Raw genomic sequence first — 19,311 nt, 5'->3', positions numbered from 1 at the left:
CACTGACCGCGTAGTATCTACCGGTGGGATGCAAGGTGTCCCCTGTATTTGAGGAGATGTATGGCGACCGTTGCTGAGGCGAGAGCCGCTCGGCTGGCCGAGCTTCCTTTCGAGAGCACGGTGAGCGCGTCTCCCACTAATGTCGGCGGCTTCTTCGTTGCCGTCAAGGAGATCTTCTCCCACCGGGAACTGCTCGACCTCCTGATCCGGCGCGAGCTGAAGGGCCGGTACAAGGACTCGGCACTGGGCTTCCTCTGGACACTGATCAAGCCGCTCGTGCAGCTCCTGATCTACTACGTGTTCATCGGAACCGTGCTGGGAGCCTCCCGCGGTGTTCCGGACTTCGCGATCTTCGTCTTCAGCGGGCTCACGCTCTGGGGCCTGTACAGCGAGATCATCGCCTCCGGTACCTCCTCGATCGTCAACAACGGCGGGCTCATCAAGAAGGTCTACCTGCCGCGGGAGATCTTCCCGCTCGCAGCCACGGGCTCTGCGATCTTCAACTTCCTCGTGCAGATGGTCGTGCTGATCCTCGCCGTGATCGTGCTCGGCCAGGTGCCGATCTCGCTGAACCTGCTCTACATTCCGGCGGCCTTCGTGATCGTGCTGATCTGGGGGATGGCCTTCGCCATCCTGCTCTCGGCGCTGAACGTGTACCTCCGCGACATCCAGTACCTGGTGGAGGTCGTGATGCTGCTGCTGTTCTGGGCGTCGCCGATCGTCTACTCGTGGACCCTGGTCGTCACGAGCGTCAAGAGCCACACCTGGCTGCTCGAGGTGTACCTGCTGAACCCGATCTCGCTCGGCATCCTCGCGTTCCAGCGCGGCATCTGGAAGGCGGGCAGTGAGACCCGCGTCATCGACGACCGAACGATCCCGCCGGTCGACTGGCCGTCGTACATGGACTTCCGCCTGATCGCCGCCGCCGTCATCGGCCTCATCGTCCTCGTCATCGCCCAGCGCATCTTCGCGCGCCTGCAGGGCAACTTCGCCCAGGAGATCTGATGGCACTCATCGCCAATTCCCCCACCGTCGTGCGCGCCACCAACGTGTCGAAGCGGTTCGTCATCCGCAAGGAGAAGTCGCTCAAGGAGCGGATCGTCAACTTCGGGCGCTCGCAGAAGCACAAAGACGACTTCTGGGCGCTCCGTGACGTGTCTTTCGACATCACGGCCGGCACGACCATCGGCCTGGTCGGGGCGAACGGATCGGGTAAGAGCACGCTGTTGAAGGTGCTCGGGGGAATCATCCAGCCGAACACCGGGACCGTCGAGCGACGCGGTCGCCTCGCAGCCCTGCTGGAGCTCGGAGCGGGCTTCCACCCCGACCTGACCGGTCGGGAGAACGTCTACCTGAACAGCGCGATCCTCGGCCTCAGCCGCAAGCAGACCGACGAGTACTTCCAGTCGATCGTCGACTTCAGCGAGATCGAGGAGTTCATCGACACCCAGGTGAAGTTCTACTCCTCCGGGATGTACGTGCGGCTCGCCTTCGCGATCGCGGTGCACGTCGACCCGGACATCCTGCTCGTCGACGAGGTGCTGGCGGTCGGCGACGAGCCGTTCCAGGAGAAGTGCATGAACAAGATCAAGGAGTTCCAGACGGAGGGACGCACGATCATCCTCGTGAGCCACTCCGCCGGGCAGGTGGAGGAACTCTGCGACCGGGTCGTCGTGCTCTCGCACGGCAACGTGGTGTTCGACGGGGCCGCAGCGGAGGGCATCCACGCCCTGCGGGAGTCGTTCGACCACTGAGCTGCCGGTCGGCTGGGCTGCCGGTCGGCTGGGCTGCCGGGCCCTCTGACCCGCTGAGCGGCCGGTCTGCCGGTCAGCGGCCGCTGCGGAGTGTCCGAACCTTCCGGAGCGGCGCGGTGATGCGCCAGGAGAGCGTCCTCTGCAGGTCTGCGACCAGCTGGCCGAGCTCCGCCTCATGCTGGCGGCTCCGGTCGAGTTCCGCCTGGACCGTGGCGGACTCCTGCTCGACTGTAGCGAGCCGCAGAGCGACCTCCGCCGCTCGCGTCGCCTCACTGTGCAACCGCTCAGCCGTGGCGGCCAGCTCCGCGCGCGTCGCGGCGAGGGTCTCCTGCAGATCGAGCTGGCGGATCGGCGTGTACGCGTCGAGGATGCCGGCCGGGTACTCGAGGTCGGCCTTCAGCTCGGCCGCGCGTTCCCCGGCCACGTAGAAGCGCGACAGTCCGTCGAAGAAGCAGAACTCGTAGCCGGCCTGCTCGACGATGCCGCTCCAGCCCTCGTGCACGCGCTTGGTGCTCATCGGCGCGGTCGCCTCGATCACCAGCACCCACGGCCGGAAGCGGGTGAAATCGAGAGAGGCGAGAACCTGCGCCTCGGCGCCCTCGGTGTCGATGCTCAGGAAGTGCAGGTCGCGCCCGGCGAGCCCGGCCTGTTCGATCGCCTCGTTCAGCGAGATGACCGGTACCACGATGTCCCGCACCGCGAAACCGGACTGCTCATGTTCGGCACTGATGCCGTCGATCAGAGTGGAGAGGCCGGTCCCCTCGATGAGGTGCAGGCTCATCGTCTCGTCGGCGCTGTCGCTGGCGACCGCCTCGAACACCGCGTCGCGGGGCCGCTCCTCCCGGAAGGCTGCCGCGTAGACCGGGTTCGGCTCGACCGCGATCCCCGACCAGCCGGCGTCGTAGAATTTCCGCGAGACGGAGTCGTCGGTGGGGTCGTTGGCTCCGACATCCAGGTACACACCCCCCTCGATGTGCCCCAAGGCCCTCCACAGCACGATGTCCTCGCCGTTCTGGGCGAAAGACACGTTGAGATCTGGCACGGGGGGTCCTTTCCGACGGCGGGCAACACTGAACGTCGCCATCCGACCCTATAGGTTCGGCCTGCGTGTCAGCGGAGCGCGCGCGGCGGAGGCCCGAGAGGCAGCGGATCCAGCTTGACCTTCGTGGCCAGCAGCACCAGCAGCAGGAAGTTGCCCTCGATGAGCAGCCGGCTCTCGGTGAGGCTCTGGATGACGAGGGCCGTCAGCAACAGCAGTGGCAGCAGCGAGATGGCCTGGAAGGGCGTCGGCACGCCGACGATCGGTGAGGGAGGGTCAACCGCCATCCACCAGGAGCGCACCATGGTCGCGGCGATCAGGCAGCCGAAGACGAAGAGGCCGACCACGCCGAGCTGCAGGAAGATGTCGATCCACGCATTGTGTGCCTGGAGGTAGACCGTGCCGTCCTGCACGACGAGGTTCTTGAACGGCTCCACCCACGGCGCCCAGTAGCTGATCCAGCCCCACCCGCCCCACGGGTGCTGCCAGGCGAGGTCGACGACGGTGTCCCAGATGGCCAGCCGGCCGGTCAGGTTGTCGCTCCGGCCGAGCAGCGGGAAGAAGTCGTCGGCGAGCCGGATGCTGACGATGGCGAGGATCACGACTCCCGCGATGCCGAACGGATAGACGACCAGCCGTCTCTCGACCGGCACCCGGCGGATGAGCAGCGCGACCACGAGCACGAAGGCCACCACGATGGTCGCCATCAGCACAGTCGCCGACCGGGTCAGCCCGTGCTCGAGCAGGGCGACCCCGATCCAGACGGCGGAGGAGACCGGGCGCCTCGTCTTCTCGACCCATTCGATGGCGAAGACGATGAGGGCGAGCAGCACCAGAAAGGCGAGCAGGTTGCGGTTGCCGACGATGCCCTGGATGGGGCCGCCCACGAAGAGGGAGGAGGTGCTCCACTGGTAGTCGTCGGGCACGCCACGGCCGCCGGAGAACAGCCAGAGGGCCCGCAGGTCGCCGCGCACGAAGATCGCGGTGAACAGCTCGAAGACGAGCGACAGCCCGAGCAGCCAGCGGAGAGCGGTGCCGAGCGCCCGGAGGATCTCGAGCCAGGAGAGCGTGACGGCGATGAAGACACCCGCGACCGCCGTCACGAGCTGTGCCGTCGCGCCGAGCGCGGTGGCGAAGGTGTACTGCGACCAGACGATGCTCGCCGCGCAGAGCACGAGGAAGGCGGCGAGCGGCTTCGAGTACCGCATCCACGGCACGCCGCGGCCCCGCGTGGTGCGCACGAGCACGACACCGCTGGCCACCGACAGGCCGACCACGAGCACGATGAACGCCGGCCAGCCGAGGAGGCTCTGCCAGGCATCCGCTCCCAGCGCGGTGAAGAGCACGAAGCCGGCGAGACGGATGCGGCCGACCGGCGAGGGTGCCTGCTCTTCGACCACCGGCACGCGGTGGGCGCGCGACATCCCGAGCGGGTCGGTTCGGGGCGTCGAGGTCATGAGGCCTCAAGGTTAGCCAGCGGCCTCCCGGCAAACCCCTGAGAAAGGGGGTGCCGGGCGGCAATCGTTATCAGGCCGTCACACGAACGCGGCGAACCCCGTGATCTTCCGGCCGACGATCAGCGTGTTCATTTCGCGCGTGCCCTCGTAGGAGTAGAGCGCCTCCGCGTCGGCGAAGTGGCGCGCCACGTCGTACTCGAGCACGATGCCGTTGCCGCCGAGGGCCTCGCGGCACCAGGCCACCGTCTCGCGCATGCGCGACGTGGCATATGCCTTGGCGAGTGCCGAGTGCTCGTCGCGCTGGGTGCCCGCATCCAGCATCTTCGACACCTGCACCACCATGCCGAGGCTGGCGGTGATGTTGCCGAGGCTCTTCACGAGCAGGTCCTGCACGAGCTGGTGCGATCCGATCGGCTTGCCGAACTGCACGCGCTGCTTCGTGTAGCGCACCGCCGCGTCGTAGGCGCCGATCGAGTTGCCGACCGCGGCCCAGGCCACCTCCGCGCGGGTGAGTCGCAGCACCGCGGCCGTGTCGCGGAAGCTGTTGCCGTTCTGCAGCCGGAGAGACTCGGGCACCCGCACGTTCTCGAGCGTGATATCGGCGTTCTGCACGATGCGGAGCGACTGCTTGCCCTCGATCTTCGTCGCCGTGTAGCCGGGGGTGTCGGTCTTCACGATGAAGCCCTTCACCTGGCCGTCTTCGGCCGACTTCGCCCAGATGATGGTGATGTCGCTGAAGGTGGCGTTGCCGATCCAGCGCTTCGAGCCGTTCAGGATCCAGTCGCCCGTGGCCTCGTCGCGCGTCGCCACCGTGCGGAGCCCCTGCGCGGAGTCGGAACCGGAGTCGGGCTCGGTCAGGCCGAACGCGCCGACAATGTCACCCTTCGCCATCTTCGGCAGCCACTCCGCCTTCTGCTCCTCGGAGCCCGCGACGCTGATCGATCCCATGGCCAGGCCGTTGTGCACGCCGACGTGGGTGGCGACCGAGGCATCGATGCGCGCCAGCTCCAGCGCGACGAACCCGCGGAAGACGGCCGAGTTCTCGAAGGTCTTCGTCTCCTTCCAGGCGAACTCGTACAGCCCGAGCTCGGCGAGGCGCTTGATCACCTGGTGGGGGAACTCGGCCTTCTCCCACAGGTCGTTCACGATCGGCTTCACCTCGGCCTCGAGGTACTCGCGGAGGGCCGCAAGGCGCTCCTTCTCCTCCGTGCTGAGGGAATCGGAGTAGCCGAAGAAGTCGCTGGCCAGAGGCTCGAAAGTCATCGTGTGATCATCCATTCGTGTTCGACGTGCAGAGTCCACTTCACCGTGAAATCAGCCGCCAGCCTACGTCGCTGACCCGTGGGTTCACACCCGGTTGGTAGTTTGGTCCAAGAGGGTTCCCACACGGCTTCGACCTGTTGTAGAACGCTCATAAGCCGCCCAGTGCCCCGCCAGGGGTCCGATCGTGAGGTCACGCCATGTTCGTCCCCATCTCCAACACCCCCCGCGACTATGCCTGGGGCTCGGCGAGGGCGATCAGCGACCTCCTCGGAACGGCGCCCACGGGTCGGCCTGAGGCCGAGCTGTGGCTCGGGGCGCATCCCTCCTCACCGAGCGTGATCGACGACCCCGAGCTGACGGGCGGCGCCACAGACCTGGCCGAGTGGATCTCCCGCGACCCGGGCGGAGCATCCGGAGCCCACGGACAGCTTCCCTACCTCCTGAAGATCCTCGCGGCGGGCGGCCCGCTGTCGCTGCAGGCCCACCCGACACTCGGCAGGGCGAAGGAGGGCTTCGCCCGCGAGAACGCGGCCGGACTGCCGATCGATGCGCCGAACCGCAACTACAAAGACCCGCTGCACAAGCCGGAGGTCATCTACGCGCTCAGCGACACCTTCGAGGCGCTCTGCGGCTTTCGTTCGCTGGCCGAGATCCGCGCGATCGTCGCCGAGCTGCAGGCAGCGGATGCCCGGCTCGCCCTTCCCGAACCCGAACTGCTGGCGGCCCTCGAGGCGCACCTCGGCGGCGAGACGGCCGACGCGCTCGAGTCGAGCGTGGAGTGGCTGCTCTCGGGCAGCGAGCAGGTCGAGGCGCTGACCCTGCACGTGACGGCGCTCGCCGAGGGTCTCACGAGCGAGGCGTTCGGCCCCGCGATCGCGACGGTGCGCGACCTCGCCGCGGAATACCCGGGCGACCCGGGCGTGGTGCTCTCGCTGCTGCTGAACCGGGTGACGCTGGCGCGTGGCGAGGCGCTCTTCCTGCCGGCCGGCAACATCCACGCCTACCTGAAGGGGCTGGGCGTCGAGCTGATGGCAGCCTCCGACAATGTGTTGCGCGGTGGGTTGACGCCGAAGTACATCGACGTGCCCGAGCTGCTCAGCGTGCTGCAGTTCGAGTCGCTGCCCGTGCCCTACCTCGTGCCCGGGCATCCAGCCCCCGGTATCGAGGAGTTCCAGCCCGACGTCACCGACTTCGTGCTGGTGCGGGTCGTCGTGGGGGAGGGTGCAGTGGAGGGTGCGGGGGCCGTGGCTCCGGATGCGGCCACCACCCCCTCGCGGTACCTGCCGCTCGGCCCGGCCATCGTGATCGCGACAGCCGGGAGCGTCACGGTCTCCTCGGCCGGCGGCAGCGTCGACGTCGCCCGGGGGTCGGCGTTCTTCGTGACGCCCGACGAGGGCGAGCTCACGTTCACCGGCTCGGGCGAGCTGTTCCTCGCCGCCCCGGGCGCCCGCGCCTAGCGCCACCCCCCACTCATCGCCGGCCGGCTCAGGCGGACTGCTCTGCGAGCTGCTGCCCCAGTTGCCCGAAGGTGCGCCGGTAGGCGGCCGGCGTCGTCTGCAGCACCTTCACGAAGTGGTGCCGCATGACGGCCGCCGAGCCGAAACCCGTCTCGGCGGCGACCCGGTCCAGGCCCAGGTCGGACTCCTCGAGCAGCAGTTGCGCGCGCAGCAGGCGCTGCCGGTTGAGCCACGCCGCGGGTGTCGTCCCGAGGTCGGCGCGGAACCGGCGGGCGAACGTGCGCGGCGACATCAGGGCGCGCCTCGCGAGCTCCTCCACCGGCAGCTCCTCGTCGAGGTGGTCGATCATCCACTCGGTGACCGCAGCGAACGAGTCGCTCCGCACGGGCGGGACCGGTGCGGCGATGTACTGCGACTGGCCCCCGGAGCGCTGCGGGGGAACGACCATCCGCCTGGCCACGACATTGGCGCTGGCGGCACCGAGTTCGGTGCGGACGAGGTGGAGGCAGGCGTCGATGCCCGCGGCGGTGCCGGCGCCGGTGATGACGCGGCGGTCCTCGACGAACAACACATCGGGGTCGACGGCCGTGCCGGGGTTCTCCCGCGCGAGGCGTTCGGCGTGCATCCAGTGTGTCGTCGCACGCCTGCCCTCGAGGATGCCCGCCTCCGCCAGCACGAACGCGCCGCTGCAGACGCTGAGGATCCACGCTCCTCGCGCCTCCGCCTCCCGCAGCACCCGGACGACCTCGGGGTGCACCGGTTCGCCGATCGCGTGGGCCGCGACCGCGATCAGGTCGGCGTCGGCGCAGCAGTCCAACCCTTCGGTGATGACCATGTCGTAGCCGAGGCTCGTCGGCACCGGTCCGGGCTCGGCCGTCGCGATGTGGAAGTCGAAGGCCGGGCCACCCATCTCGCTCCTGTCGATGCCGAACACTTCGCAGACCACCCCGAACTCGAAGGGGGCGACGTGGGGGAGGGCGAGGAGCACGATCTTCCGGAGCATGACGGCAGCTTATCGACAGGCGTGCGATTCGTGCCACTGCGCCCCCTCCCGCGGTGATCGTTGTCGCCCGAAGTGGGGTCAGACACGCTGGGCGCGCCGAACCTTTAATGCGGAGTTGAGGGTTTACGATCTGCGACTTGACGTGGGCGAACTACACCGGTGTAATTATGGCTAGGGGTTTTTCGGCAAGACTCGGCAGGTCGGGGTCTGTCAGAAAGGAGAGCGTGATATGTCGCAAGCAGAGTTCCGCTCAGAGCAGTCAGCAGGGGTGCAGTCGTCAGGGGTGCAGTCGTCAGGTTTGCAGCCCGCAGGTTCGCAGTTCAGTTCGCTCAAGCGAGCGAGCGGTGTCCCCGACGACTGGTTCGTCGACCCGGTTCTGCTCGGCGTGCCAGGCGTGCGACAGGTCGACGACAATCCTCTCGCCTGGCAGACCGACTCGCTCTGCGCGCAGACCGACCCCGAGGCGTTCTTTCCCGAGAAGGGCGGATCGACGCGCGACGCGAAGCGCATCTGCCAGACCTGCGAAGTCAAGTCGCAGTGCCTCGAGTACGCCCTCCAGAACGACGAGCGGTTCGGCATCTGGGGCGGGCTCTCCGAACGTGAACGTCGGAAGCTCCGCAAGCAGGCCGGCTGAGCGCCAGCGCTGCTCGATCGTCGCTCACAGCCAACCAGCAGGGCCTGTACAGGCTCGAATGTCATTTTCGTGGCGCGCCGAACGGGCGACCGGCAAGACCCCTCCCCGAACCTAGTGTCTAAGGGATGCAAGCCCGAGTCACTGCCATTCTCGTCGCCCACAACGGGGCCGACCGGCTTCCGCGCACCCTTGATGCGCTGAGAGGCCAGACTCGGCAGCCCGATTCGCTCGTGGTCGTCGATGTCGCCTCGAGCGACGACTCGGCGGCCCAGCTCACCGCGATGCAGCCGAACGGCTTCCTGTCGGCCTCCTCCCGGCTCCCGTTCGGCACCGCTGTCTCCCATGCACTGGGCGTCGTCAGCCCACCCCAGTCCGAAGACGAATGGCTGTGGTTGCTCGCGCACGACAGTGCTCCCGCACCGGATGCCCTGGCCGCTCTTCTTGCGGCCGTCGAGGTCAATCCTTCCGTCGCCGCGGCGGGCCCCAAGCAGATGGAGTGGGAGAACCCCTCGTTCATCGCCGGTTTCGGCGAGTCCGTGACCCGTTTCGGTGCCAGCGTGCAGCTCGTCGAACGGGAACTCGACCAGGCCCAGCATGACCGCATGAGCGACGTGCTCGGGGTCGGTGCAGGGGGGCTCCTCGTGCGCCACACCGTCTGGAACGAGCTCGGCGGCTTCGACCCCGCCCTGCCGACCGCCGACAACGCGCTCGACTTCTCCATCCGTGTGCGGCTCGCCGGCCACCGCGTCATCGCCGTGCCCGATGCGCGCGTGTCCACGAGCGGGGACGGGTACAGCGGTCCGGGCGCCTCGGCAAAGGGCGGTGAGCGGCGTCGCCGCCAGTCCGTCCGACGCGCGGCGCAGCTGCACCGGCGCCTCGTCTACGCGCCGGCTTTCGCCGTGCTCTTCCACTGGCTCAGCCTCGTACCGCTCGCGGTCGTCCGAACGTTCTTCCAGGTCCTCCGCAAGCAGCCCGGTGCTGTCGCAGGAGAGTTCGCCGCGGCGTTCCGCACGGCGTTCAGCGGCCGGGTCGGCGAGGCGCGGAAGCGCATCCGCACCACGAAGAAGGTCGGCTGGAAGGCCATCACCCCGCTCCGTGTGCCTGGCGCCGAAGTACGCCGCCGCAACGCCCTGCTCCGCGAACTCGCCCTCTCCCGGGCCCGCGGTGCCCGCGGTGCGCACGAGGAACTGCAGTTCTTCTCCGGCGGGGGTGCCGCGATCGTGGTGGTGGCCGCGGTGGCCAGCGCAGTTCTCTTCTTCCCGCTGTTCCGCGCGCAGGCGATCGTCGGTGGATCGTTCCTGCCGCTCTCGGGCAGCCCGGGCGGGCTCTGGGCGAACGTCGGTTACGGCTGGCGTGATCTCGGCCTCGGCTTCGTGGGGGCATCCGACCCTCTCACCTACCTGCTGTCGATCTTCGGCTCGATCACCTTCTGGTCGCCGTCGATCGGCCTGGTCGTGCTCTACCTCCTCGCCCTGCCGCTCGCCGCGCTCGCGGCGTGGTTCTGTGCGGCCAAGCTCACCACGCGGGCCGGCCTCCGCGTCTTCGCGGCGATCCTCTGGACCATCGCCCCGCCCTTTCTTGCCTCGCTCGACGCAGGGGCCCTCGGCGCGATTCTGGCCCACCTCCTGCTGCCGTGGCTCATCCTCGCGGCCCTCTCGGCCGCCCGTTCGTGGTCGGCTTCGGCCATCGCGTCGCTGCTGTTCGCGGCCACCGTCGCCGCCGCGCCCTCGCTCTGGCCTGCCCTGCTCGTGATCTGGCTCGGAGCCGTGCTGTTCTCGCGGCGTGCGGTGGCGCGTTACATCGGCATCCCGATCCCTGCCCTCGTGCTGGCCCTGCCGCTCGCCGCCGAGCAGTTCCTGCGTGGCACACCCTTCGCGTTCTTCGCCGACCCCGGCACGCCCGCGGCGCACGGTTCCGTGAGTCTTCTCGACCTGCTGATCGGACTGCCGGAGTCCGGTGTCGGTGGCTGGTCGGACATCGGATCCGCCGTGGGCATCGATGCCCCGACGGTCGAACTCGTGGCGGCCATCCTCGTGCTACCGCTCGCGCTGATTGCTCTCGCCGCGCTGTTCCTTCCCCGGCCGGGCCGCGCGGCCGCTGGAGTCGCGATCGCTGTCGTCGGATTCGCGACCGCCTTCGGCTGCACGCTCGTCACGGTCGCTTCGACCGGGCCGGATGCCGTCTCGGTCTGGCCCGCTCCCGGACAGAGCCTCGCCTGGCTCGGGATCGTCGGTGCCGCCGTCGCCGGGCTCTCGACCTTCACCCGGCTCGCGAGCATCCCGGCGGTGCTCGCGACGCTTGCCATCGCCGTGCTGGCGGTGCCGCTCGCCACGTCGATGCTGCTCGGCACCAGCACGGTGCGCGCGTCGTCCGGCGACGCGCTGCCCGCCTTCGTCACCGCCGAGGCAGCGGGCAACCCGCGCGTCGGCACGCTCGTGCTCACGCCGCTGGCCTCCGGTGCCCTCGCCGCGGCCGTCGTGCACGGCACCGGTGCGACGCTCGACTCCCAGTCGACGCTCGACGCCACGCGAACAGGGCTGAGCGACACCGAATCGCAGCTCGCCGACCTCGTCGGCAACCTCGCCTCCCGGAGCGGAACCGACGCGAGTGTCGAACTCGCCCGCCTGGGCGTGGAGTTCATTGTGCTCTCGCCGGCGACCGGGGCCGGCACGGCGGATGCCTCCGCCGTCGTCGCACGGGCCGCGAGCTCCTTCGACGCCAACGCCTCGCTCACCCCGATCGGCCAGACGTTCGCCGGCGAACTCTGGCAGATCACCGGTACCCCCGGCTTCTCGGCCCTTCCCGCCCCGGAACCCACGAACACCGGAACATCGACCGGCCTCCTCATCCTGATCGTGCAGGCGATCGTCTTCGGACTGGTGCTGCTGCTCGCCCTGCCCGCCGGTCGCCTCGAGGCGCACGGACCGCGTGCGGTCACGGCCGTCGACGACGTGCCCGAACCCGTCTTCATCGACGAGGAGGAACTCGCGCGGCTCGAACGGGAGCAGGCGGAGCGGGAACAGCTCGAACGTGAGCAGGCCGAGGGCGAACTCGCCGAAGACCCGGAGGGCTCGGGCGACCTCGTGGCATCCTCGTCCTCCGCTTCCGCTTCCTCCTCCTCCTCGTCCTCTTCCCCGACGACCCCGGAGGTGAACCGTGGCGAGTAGAGCTTCTGTGGCCCGCACCAGCCTCCGGATCGCCACCAGCGTGGTCGTGCTCGCGGCCGGAATCGCCGCGGTGACGGCTGCAGCGACCGTGCCGTGGCCTTCGGTGAACACCGGCGTGCCGAGCGTGACCGTGACCCCCGTGGCATCCGACCAGACCCGGGTCTGCCCCGGACCCTTCGTCACCGTCCCCACCGACACGGGTGGTGGTTCGTCGAGCCTGCAGTCCGTGGGCGGCGCGTTCTCCATCGTGGCCGGGAGCAGCCCCGACGGCACCGACGTGACGACAACCGACCTCGCGGTACCCGATTCGCCCGGCAGTGACGCGAAGCCGCTGAGGCTCACCGCGTCCGGCGCAGCCGGGATCCTGATCGCCGGAAGCCAGTCCGAGCAGTCGTTCGACGGGGGCGACCTGATCGGCCTCGCCACCTCGGCCTGCGCCGAGCCGACCGCCGACAGCTGGCTGGCGGCCGGATCCACGACCACCGGTCGCTCGAGCGTCATCGTGCTCAGCAACCCCACGGATGTCTCCGCCACCGTCAGCCTCGCGATCTTCAGTGAGGCGGGGCCGGTGCCCGCACCCGGGGCGAGCGGCATCGTCGTGCCCGCGAACACGCAGAAGTCGCTCACGCTCGCCGGCCTCGCGCCCGATGCGGTCTCGCCGGTCATCCACGTCACCGCCACCGGCGGGCAGGTCTATGCGACGCTCCAGCAGAGCATCGTGCGGAGCCTCGACCCGGGAGGAGTGGATGTCGCGGGCCCGACAGAGGCCCCGGCCACGACCCACACCATCGCCGGAATGCAGATCGTCAGCACCAGCGCGATCGCCGAACGCGCCGCCGACCCGGCGTCGAGCGACCTGCCTGCCGCGCTCCGGGTGTTCGTGCCCGGTGCCGCCGGAGCGGCTGTCTCCGTGACGTTCAAGAGCGAGACGCTCGGGGTGCCCGACGTCTCGGCGAGCTACAGTGCGCTCGCGGGGGTCGTGACCGACTTCCCGTTCCCGTCGCTGCCCGACGACAGCTACAGCCTCACCGTGACCTCCGACCAGCCCGTCGTCGTCGGGTCGCGTTCCTCGGTCGTGAGCGGCGGAACCGACTTCGCCTGGTACCAGGCCAGCCCCGCCCTCAGCGGGACGTTCCTGTTCGCCACGACGGTCGGGCCGAATCCGCTGCTGATGCTCTCGAACTCCGGCGATTCGGATGCGGCGGTCACCCTCACACCCGCGAACGGCACCCCGGTGACTGCGACGGTGGCCGGCAACTCGGCCTCGAGCATCCCGCTCACGACATCGACTCTCTACACGGTGACGACCAGCGCTCCGCTCGGGGCGGCCGTCGGGTACCTCGGCGACGGGGTGATCTCGGCCTACGCGGTCAGTCCGGCGAGCCCGCTGGCGTCACCGATCACGGTGTACCCCGGGGGCTGACCCGCTCGGTGCGGTCGCGCCGGTGCTAGCCCGGTGCGTGCCTAGAAGTGCCGGAACCTGTCGGGTGCCAGGTCCCACGGGTCTTTCCCAAGCAGTTCGGCGACGGCCCGGAAGACGCAGCTCTCGATCACCATCCGCTTGTGCAGTTCGTCGTCACGGTGCAGCTTCGACATGCGCTGGATCGGCAGGCGGAAGAGGATGATGCGCCGCCCGATCACACTCCAGCGTGCCACGGGTGCGCCCTCGGCCGGCATCCCGAGCGGGATCGCTCCGATCTCGAACCTCACATCTGCCAGCTCCTCGGGCCAGACCCCCTTCAGGTAGTCGGCCGTCGACGCGACCGTCATCTCGAACAGGTCGATGCGCGTGCGGAGCGGAGGAAGGTGCGGCCCGGTCACCGACGAGCGGAGGGTACGGCCGTGACGATTGCGGAATCGGGCCGTGGAGGTCTTCGCTGAACCGGAGCGCCGTGAACGTGGCATGACACCAGCTTACGGCGCGGCACCCCACGCCCGTGGCGGCTTGCGGCTTACTCTGGCAGGGATGAACACCAGAACCTGCTCTCGGGTGGCCTGCGAGAGCGAGCCCGTCTCGACGCTGACCTACGTCTACGCCGACTCGATGGCCGTGCTCGGTCCGCTCAGCCTCGAACACGAGCCGGGCAGCTACGACCTGTGCGTGCGGCACACGCGATCCATGTCCGCGCCACGCGGCTGGCAGGTCGTGCGGTACGTGTCCGTGGGCAACGAGTACTGAATATAGGACCCGCCCTGCGGGCGGCGCAGTAGAACCTCGGGCGTGACCTTGCGACATCCAATGCGCAAGCCCTGCGCAGATCGGGCGGCGCACAGGGTTGCAGGCGATAATGGGGGCATGACTTCTGCTCCCACTGTTGCGCCCGCCGCTGCCTCGCCTGCCGCTGCCTCCCCGGCAGTCACCGCGCTCCCGTTCAAGGTGCGCGACCTGTCACTCGCCGAGGCCGGCCGCCACCAGATCCGCCTCGCCGAGAACGAGATGCCCGGGCTGATGGCCCTCCGCTCGGAGTTCGCCGACTCTCAGCCGCTCGCGGGTGCCCGCATCATGGGCTCGCTCCACATGACCGTGCAGACCGCCGTTCTCATCGAGACGCTTGTCGACCTCGGTGCCCAGGTGCGCTGGGTGAGCTGCAACATCTTCTCGACGCAGGACGAAGCGGCCGCCGCGATCGTCGTCGGCCGCACGGGAACACCCGCCGCTCCCGCCGGCGTGCCCGTGTTCGCCTGGAAGGGTGAGACCCTCGAAGAGTACTGGTGGTGCACCAACCAGGCCTTCGACTGGAGCGCCGAGGCCGCCGCCGCCGGCGACACCTTCACCGGCCCGAACATGATCCTCGACGACGGTGGTGACGCCACGATGCTGGTGCACAAAGGCCGTGAGTTCGAGTTGGCCGGTGCGGTTCCGGATGCTCTGCCGACCGACACGTACGAATACACGGTCGTGCTCGACCTGCTGCGTCGCTCGCTGGCTTCGTCGGGCGACCGGTGGACCACCATCGCGGCCGACATCCGCGGCGTCACAGAGGAGACCACCACCGGCGTGCACCGCCTCTACGAGCTCGCGGCCGCCGGCGAATTGCGATTCCCGGCCATCAACGTCAACGACTCGGTCACGAAGTCGAAGTTCGACAACAAGTACGGCATCCGGCACTCGCTGCCCGACGGCCTCAACCGTGCCACCGACGTCCTGATCGGCGGCAAGGTCGTCTTCGTCGTCGGCTACGGCGACGTCGGCAAGGGTTCTGCCGAAGCGCTCAAAGGCCAGGGCGCCCGCGTGATCGTCAGCGAGATCGACCCTATCAACGCCCTCCAGGCCGCGATGGACGGTTTCCAGGTCGCCCGCATCGAGTCGGTGCTCGACACCGTCGACATCTTCGTCACCACCACCGGCAACCAGCACGTGATCACGGTCGACCACATCCTCGGCATGAAGAACCTCGCCATCGTCTCGAACGTCGGACACTTCGACGACGAGATCGACATCGCCGGGCTCGAGCGTGTCGCCGGTGCGGAGAAGGTCGAGATCAAGCCGCAGGTGCACGAGTGGCGCCTGCCGAACGGTCGCTCGGTGCTCGTTCTCTCCGAGGGTCGCCTGATGAACCTCGGCAACGCCACTGGTCACCCCAGCTTCGTGATGAGCAACTCGTTCACGAACCAGGTGCTCGCGCAGATCGAGCTGTTCGGTTCGCCGGAGAACTACCCCGTCGGCGTGTACGTGCTGCCGAAGATCCTTGACGAGAAGGTCGCCCGCCTCCACCTCGACGCCCTCGGCGTGGAGCTCACCGTGCTGACCCCCTCTCAGGCCGCCTACATCGGCGTGCCCGTCGATGGCCCCTACAAGGTCGACCACTACCGCTACTGATCGCGCGGCGGGTCACGCGACGCTTGCGCGTCGCGCCTACAAAGTCGACCACTACCGCTACTGATCGCGCGGCAGCTACGTCCTGCGGAACCGGCCTTTCCGGCCTGACGTGAACGAGGACGTGGGCCCCGAAGAGTGCGAATTGCACTCACCGGGGCCCACGTCCTCTTCTCTGTTTCAGGCTTCGGGGTGGGCGAGGCTGTTCAGCGGCGCTTGGCCTTCCCGCGGAGATTCATAGCGAGTGCTGCGCCCGCAGCGACCAGCACAAGCCCGGCGACTCCGATCGGTGCCGACGCGTCGATCGACTGCCCGGTGTGCGCCAGCCCTCCGCCGTTCGACGGGCCACCACCTGCTCCGTTTCCGATTCCGCCCCCGCCCGTGCCTGACTCGCCAGAGCCCGATCCGCCGGCTCCCGCTCCGCCCGTGCCTGTCGGTGTCGGAGTCGAGGTCGGACCAGTCGTCGGTGTCGGTGTTGGTGTAGGCGTTGGGGTCGGGGCGGCATTCACCTGAATGGTGACCATGGTGAGCACGATTGGTGCCACGCCGTTGAGGACCGTGAGCCCGAAGGTGACCGGGCCAGCCGTAGTCGGGGTTCCCGACAGGGTCCCGTCGTCGCGGACTGAGAAGTCTCCACCTACCGGAAGTGATGACGTGAAGACCGGGGCCGGACGTCCCGTCGCAGTGAACACGAAGTTGTATGGCGTGCCGACAGTTGCGGCGGGTGGTGCACCTGAGGTCAGGACAGGGGCGACGGGGAGCGCTCCGTCCAGGCGGCTCACCGAGCTGCCCCCGCGGTTGTTGACGTAGACCGTGCGGCTGGCCAGCGAAGTGTCGATGGCTATGACACTCGGGTTCCCCCCGACCGCCTCCGTTGTCATCGTCGGTGTGCCGGTCGCGGTCGCGGTTGCATCGAAATGAACAAGACTGTTCGTGCTTCGCGTCGTGACATAGAGCTGACCCGATTCAGCATCGACAAGAACTCCGGCGGGCGTTCCTGTCACGCTGATCGGCGTGAGCGTCGGTGAGAGGGACAGTGTGCTGAAACGGAAGACCCTGTCGTCCGCACCGTCTACGACGTAGGCCTGTCCCCTCGCACTGTCGACAGCAAGAGCGCCGGCATTCGTGGCGCCGGTGATCGTTGTGACGGTCGGTGTCGCATCGCTCCCGCTGAACCGTGCGATGGTGCTCGTGCTCTGGCTGGCGACGAACACCGTGTGGTTTGTCGTGTCGACGGCGATGCCTTCGGGCTTCGAACCGACGCCGATCGTGGAGACAGTGGGCGTCATGTCGTCGCCGACGAACTTCGAGACGCTCGACGACCCATTGTTCGCCACATACACCGTGTGCAGGATCGGGTCGACGGCCACCGAGTTGGGTGCCGCGCCGACTGAGATGGTGCGCAGGAGTACCGGGGTCGTGGCCCCGAGGTCGACGACGGCAACCTGGTCCTTCGCAGGAAGGGTGACGAACGCCAGTTGCGTTCCCGGATCGACGGCCACTCCGGAGGGGAACGCTCCGACGTTGAGAGACATGCGCGTGGGTGCCGCTTCAGACCCATCGAAGATCGTGACGAGCGTCAGGAGGCTGTCCGCTACGATCACGCGGTGATTGCTCGGGTTTACAGCGACACTGACCGGTATGCCGCCAACGATGACAGCGGTGGTTGCCGCGAGTGCGGAGTTCGAGGGGAGGACGGCCGTCAGTGCCAATGCGCACAGGACCAGTCCGGCCTTCAGTGTAGCGGCGTTCTTCTTCGGTGAGGTGAGCATGTGTCACCATAACGCAAGTGACAGTTGTTGAGCAAATGTCGCATCAATAAATCGGGGTTCAGCGCTCGGGGAACCCGTGCGGCAGGCCCGTCAGGGCCGGCGCGAGCCGCGCGAGTCGCGACGCCTCCAGCGCGAGACCCCGCGCTTCGCGCTCCCGCCGCAGCGCCGCGATCCCGAGCAGCAGCACCTCGGGCGGCACCGGTGGGAGGGGCGACACGAACGGGGCCGCCTCGGCGGCGAGCTGCGCCGCGTGGCGAGCTCGGGCATCCGGAACCATGCGCGGCGCCTCCGCGAGGTACTGCGCGATGCGCCGAGAGAGCCGATCGGGCATCCGTGCGACATCTGCGACGGCGGCCCACGCGGTGAGCCCCGGCGGCAGCGGCTGGGCGTGCGACACCAGCTGCGGCACCCGCTCGTGCTGGCTGTAGGTGCCGGCCAGCAGGTCGCCGAGCCGCTTGGCGCGCGGGTTCAGCAGCGACACCAGGATGGCGAGCCCGCCGAACGTGCCGTAGATCTCCAGTACGCCGGTCAGCGAGCGGATGAGGGCGTGCCGGAGGGACGTGGATCCGCCGTCGTCCCGCACCACCCGCGCACCGATCACCAGTTTGCCGAGGGAACGGCCGCGGCTGAGCGTCTCGACGACAGTCGGCACCACCACGACAGCGAAGACCACGCTCGACAGGATGATCGCCTGGGAGATCGCATCATCCGCACCCGTCGCCGACTGCCAGATGCTGGTCAGCACGCCGGTCAGCACGATCAGGAGTACCGACAACAGCACGTCGATCATGGTGCCCGCCGCCCGCAGGATGAAGCTCGCCGGACGCACATCGAGCGCGACGGCCTCGCCGGTGACGAGCAGTTCGTCATCGTATTCGAGCGAGTTCGCCCGCTGCACGGGGGCGAGGTTCGGCGCTGCCATGGCTATCATCTAAGCAGATGGACCTCGACGCCTACACTGCCGCCCATCGAGCCGACTGGGATCGCCTCGATGACCTCGGTCGACGCCGCACGTTCTCGGGCTCCGACGCCGACGAGTTGATCGAGCGGTACCAGTCCGGTGCGACCGACCTCTCCGCGCTGAAGACGGCGGCCGGATCCACGGTCGCGGGCGACCGCCTCTCGGTGGCACTCTCGCGGGCGCGCCTCCGGTTCACCGCATCGAGCGGCAACGCGCTCCGGCAGGTGCCGGCGTTCTTCGCCTGGCAGCTGCCCGCGGCGCTCTACCGGCTGCGCTGGATCGTGCTCACCGTCGCCCTCGTGACCGTCGTCGTCAGCTCGCTCTACGCGATCTGGGCGCTGAACGACCCGCGCGTGCTCGCGAACTTCGGCAGCGACGCCGACCTGCAGAAGATCGCCGAGCAGGACTTCGTCGGCTACTACTCCGAGAACCCGTCCGCCTCGTTCACGGGCCAGGTGTGGACGAACAACGCCTGGCTCGCGGCCCAGTGCGTGGCATTCGGCATCGTCGGTGTGTACGTTCCCTACCTGTTGCTGCAGAATGCCCTGAATCTCGGGGTGAACGCGGCAGTGCTCTTCCACTTCGGGCATGCAGACGTGTTCTTCCAGTTCATCCTGCCGCACGGGATGCTCGAACTGACGGCGATCTTCGTGGCCGCTGCCGCGGGCCTCCGCATCTTCTGGGCCTGGATCGCGCCGGGCGCCCGCACCCGCGCCCAGGCTCTCGCAGAGGACGGCCGCGCGCTGTTCACCGTCGCGGTGGGGCTCGTCTTCGTGTTGCTCATCTCCGGAATCATCGAGGGCTTCGTCACGCCGTCGCCGCTGCCCTGGCCGGTGAAGCTGGCCATCGGGGCGGTGGCGCTCGGGGCGTTCCTCTTCTACATGCTGTGGGTCGGCGGGCGGGCCCACCGCGCGGGCGAGACCGGTGACCTCGAAGAGTTCGACCGGGGAGCCCAGCGCCTCGTCGCGACCTGACCCGCGTCGGCTC

Annotated in this window: 15 protein-coding genes and 1 pseudogene; 9 read left to right on the top strand and 7 right to left on the bottom strand. The window is 68.6% G+C overall.

The genetic code is table 11. The annotated features are described in order from the left end of the window. Positions 1-60 precede the first annotated feature (60 nt). Both FB464_RS10820 and FB464_RS10815 read left to right on the top strand, forming a co-directional pair. Positions 61-1,005, top strand: a complete 945-nt coding sequence (locus FB464_RS10820) for an ABC transporter permease (RefSeq protein WP_116413852.1) — start codon at positions 61-63, stop codon at positions 1,003-1,005. Then, a pseudogene (locus FB464_RS10815) lies at positions 1,005-1,748 on the top strand (ABC transporter ATP-binding protein); the annotation flags it as partial. The gene FB464_RS10820 and the pseudogene FB464_RS10815, both read left to right, overlap by 1 nt. A 79-nt stretch (positions 1,749-1,827) precedes the next feature. Here FB464_RS10815 and FB464_RS10810 read toward each other — a convergent pair. The 3 genes from FB464_RS10810 to FB464_RS10800 all read right to left on the bottom strand — a co-directional run bounded on the left by FB464_RS10810 (position 1,828) and on the right by FB464_RS10800 (position 5,513). Further along, a complete protein-coding gene (locus FB464_RS10810) occupies positions 1,828-2,796 on the bottom strand; it encodes an FkbM family methyltransferase (protein WP_170151863.1) in 969 nt (322 codons plus the stop codon). A 68-nt stretch (positions 2,797-2,864) separates the two neighbouring features. Then, positions 2,865-4,250 (bottom strand): O-antigen ligase family protein, encoded by a 1,386-nt coding sequence (locus tag FB464_RS10805; RefSeq protein ID WP_116413855.1) that lies wholly within the window; start codon positions 4,248-4,250, stop codon positions 2,865-2,867. 78 nt (positions 4,251-4,328) lie between these two features. Beyond that, positions 4,329-5,513: an acyl-CoA dehydrogenase family protein gene (locus FB464_RS10800; RefSeq protein WP_116416455.1), complete on the bottom strand. Its 1,185-nt coding sequence runs from the start codon at positions 5,511-5,513 to the stop codon at positions 4,329-4,331. Positions 5,514-5,710: 197 nt separating this feature from the next. Here FB464_RS10800 and manA point away from each other — a divergent pair, with 197 nt between their 5' ends. Further along, positions 5,711-6,970, top strand: a complete 1,260-nt coding sequence (gene manA / locus FB464_RS10795; RefSeq protein ID WP_116413856.1) for a mannose-6-phosphate isomerase, class I — start codon at positions 5,711-5,713, stop codon at positions 6,968-6,970. A gap of 28 nt (positions 6,971-6,998) precedes the next feature. Here the strand turns inward: manA and FB464_RS10790 are convergent, their stop codons facing one another. Further along, on the bottom strand, positions 6,999-7,973 hold the full coding sequence (locus tag FB464_RS10790) for a GlxA family transcriptional regulator (RefSeq protein ID WP_116413857.1): 975 nt from the start codon (positions 7,971-7,973) through the stop codon (positions 6,999-7,001). Positions 7,974-8,271: 298 nt separating this feature from the next. Here FB464_RS10790 and FB464_RS19820 point away from each other — a divergent pair, with 298 nt between their 5' ends. The 3 genes from FB464_RS19820 (at position 8,272) to FB464_RS10775 (ending at position 13,197) form a co-directional block, all read left to right on the top strand. Beyond that, positions 8,272-8,607 (top strand): WhiB family transcriptional regulator, encoded by a 336-nt coding sequence (locus FB464_RS19820; RefSeq protein ID WP_281279803.1) that lies wholly within the window; start codon positions 8,272-8,274, stop codon positions 8,605-8,607. 125 nt (positions 8,608-8,732) lie between these two features. After that, positions 8,733-11,774, top strand: coding sequence for a glycosyltransferase family 2 protein (locus FB464_RS10780; protein ID WP_116413859.1), 3,042 nt, complete (start codon positions 8,733-8,735; stop codon positions 11,772-11,774). A gap of 7 nt (positions 11,775-11,781) precedes the next feature. Further along, a complete protein-coding gene (locus tag FB464_RS10775; protein WP_116413860.1) occupies positions 11,782-13,197 on the top strand; it encodes a DUF5719 family protein in 1,416 nt (471 codons plus the stop codon). 41 nt (positions 13,198-13,238) lie between these two features. On the opposite strand, the gene FB464_RS10770 is transcribed toward FB464_RS10775, so the two are convergent. Next, a complete protein-coding gene (locus tag FB464_RS10770; protein WP_116413861.1) occupies positions 13,239-13,679 on the bottom strand; it encodes a metallopeptidase family protein in 441 nt (146 codons plus the stop codon). Positions 13,680-13,740: 61 nt separating this feature from the next. Between FB464_RS10770 and FB464_RS10765 the strand changes: the two genes are divergently transcribed. Both FB464_RS10765 and ahcY read left to right on the top strand, forming a co-directional pair. After that, complete coding sequence (locus FB464_RS10765; RefSeq protein WP_116413862.1) at positions 13,741-13,953, top strand: DUF3499 family protein; 213 nt, start codon at positions 13,741-13,743, stop codon at positions 13,951-13,953. Positions 13,954-14,070: 117 nt separating this feature from the next. After that, positions 14,071-15,594 carry an adenosylhomocysteinase gene (gene ahcY / locus FB464_RS10760; RefSeq protein WP_116413863.1) on the top strand — a complete coding sequence of 508 codons (1,524 nt, stop codon included), beginning with the start codon at positions 14,071-14,073 and terminating at the stop codon, positions 15,592-15,594. A gap of 203 nt (positions 15,595-15,797) precedes the next feature. On the opposite strand, the gene FB464_RS10755 is transcribed toward ahcY, so the two are convergent. Both FB464_RS10755 and FB464_RS10750 read right to left on the bottom strand, forming a co-directional pair. Continuing rightward, positions 15,798-17,195, bottom strand: a complete 1,398-nt coding sequence (locus FB464_RS10755; protein WP_142206669.1) for an NHL repeat-containing protein — start codon at positions 17,193-17,195, stop codon at positions 15,798-15,800. 226 nt (positions 17,196-17,421) lie between these two features. After that, complete coding sequence (locus tag FB464_RS10750; RefSeq protein WP_116413865.1) at positions 17,422-18,285, bottom strand: RDD family protein; 864 nt, start codon at positions 18,283-18,285, stop codon at positions 17,422-17,424. Positions 18,286-18,302: 17 nt separating this feature from the next. Here FB464_RS10750 and FB464_RS10745 point away from each other — a divergent pair, with 17 nt between their 5' ends. Next, the gene (locus FB464_RS10745) at positions 18,303-19,298 is read left to right on the top strand and encodes a stage II sporulation protein M (protein WP_116413866.1); all 996 of its coding nucleotides are present in this window, start codon (positions 18,303-18,305) and stop codon (positions 19,296-19,298) included. Positions 19,299-19,311 lie beyond the last annotated feature (13 nt).

The organism is Subtercola boreus, from assembly GCF_006716115.1.
Lineage (GTDB): Bacteria > Actinomycetota > Actinomycetes > Actinomycetales > Microbacteriaceae > Subtercola > Subtercola boreus.
Note: the sequence above shows the minus strand (reverse complement) of the source record. Positions and strands in the feature narration are given on the sequence as shown.

What these genes read in the sequence shown, in the direction of transcription:
- FB464_RS10820 (WP_116413852.1), top strand. Translation starts at nt 61, where the DNA reads ATGGCGACCGTTGCTGAGGCGAGAGCCGCTCGGCTGGCCGAGCTTCCT.
- FB464_RS10805 (WP_116413855.1), bottom strand. Translation starts at nt 4,250, where the DNA reads ATGACCTCGACGCCCCGAACCGACCCGCTCGGGATGTCGCGCGCCCAC.
- FB464_RS10800 (WP_116416455.1), bottom strand. Translation starts at nt 5,513, where the DNA reads ATGACTTTCGAGCCTCTGGCCAGCGACTTCTTCGGCTACTCCGATTCC.
- manA (WP_116413856.1), top strand. Translation starts at nt 5,711, where the DNA reads ATGTTCGTCCCCATCTCCAACACCCCCCGCGACTATGCCTGGGGCTCG.
- FB464_RS10790 (WP_116413857.1), bottom strand. Translation starts at nt 7,973, where the DNA reads ATGCTCCGGAAGATCGTGCTCCTCGCCCTCCCCCACGTCGCCCCCTTC.
- FB464_RS10780 (WP_116413859.1), top strand. Translation starts at nt 8,733, where the DNA reads ATGCAAGCCCGAGTCACTGCCATTCTCGTCGCCCACAACGGGGCCGAC.
- FB464_RS10770 (WP_116413861.1), bottom strand. Translation starts at nt 13,679, where the DNA reads ATGCCACGTTCACGGCGCTCCGGTTCAGCGAAGACCTCCACGGCCCGA.
- FB464_RS10765 (WP_116413862.1), top strand. Translation starts at nt 13,741, where the DNA reads ATGAACACCAGAACCTGCTCTCGGGTGGCCTGCGAGAGCGAGCCCGTC.
- ahcY (WP_116413863.1), top strand. Translation starts at nt 14,071, where the DNA reads ATGACTTCTGCTCCCACTGTTGCGCCCGCCGCTGCCTCGCCTGCCGCT.
- FB464_RS10750 (WP_116413865.1), bottom strand. Translation starts at nt 18,285, where the DNA reads ATGGCAGCGCCGAACCTCGCCCCCGTGCAGCGGGCGAACTCGCTCGAA.
- FB464_RS10745 (WP_116413866.1), top strand. Translation starts at nt 18,303, where the DNA reads ATGGACCTCGACGCCTACACTGCCGCCCATCGAGCCGACTGGGATCGC.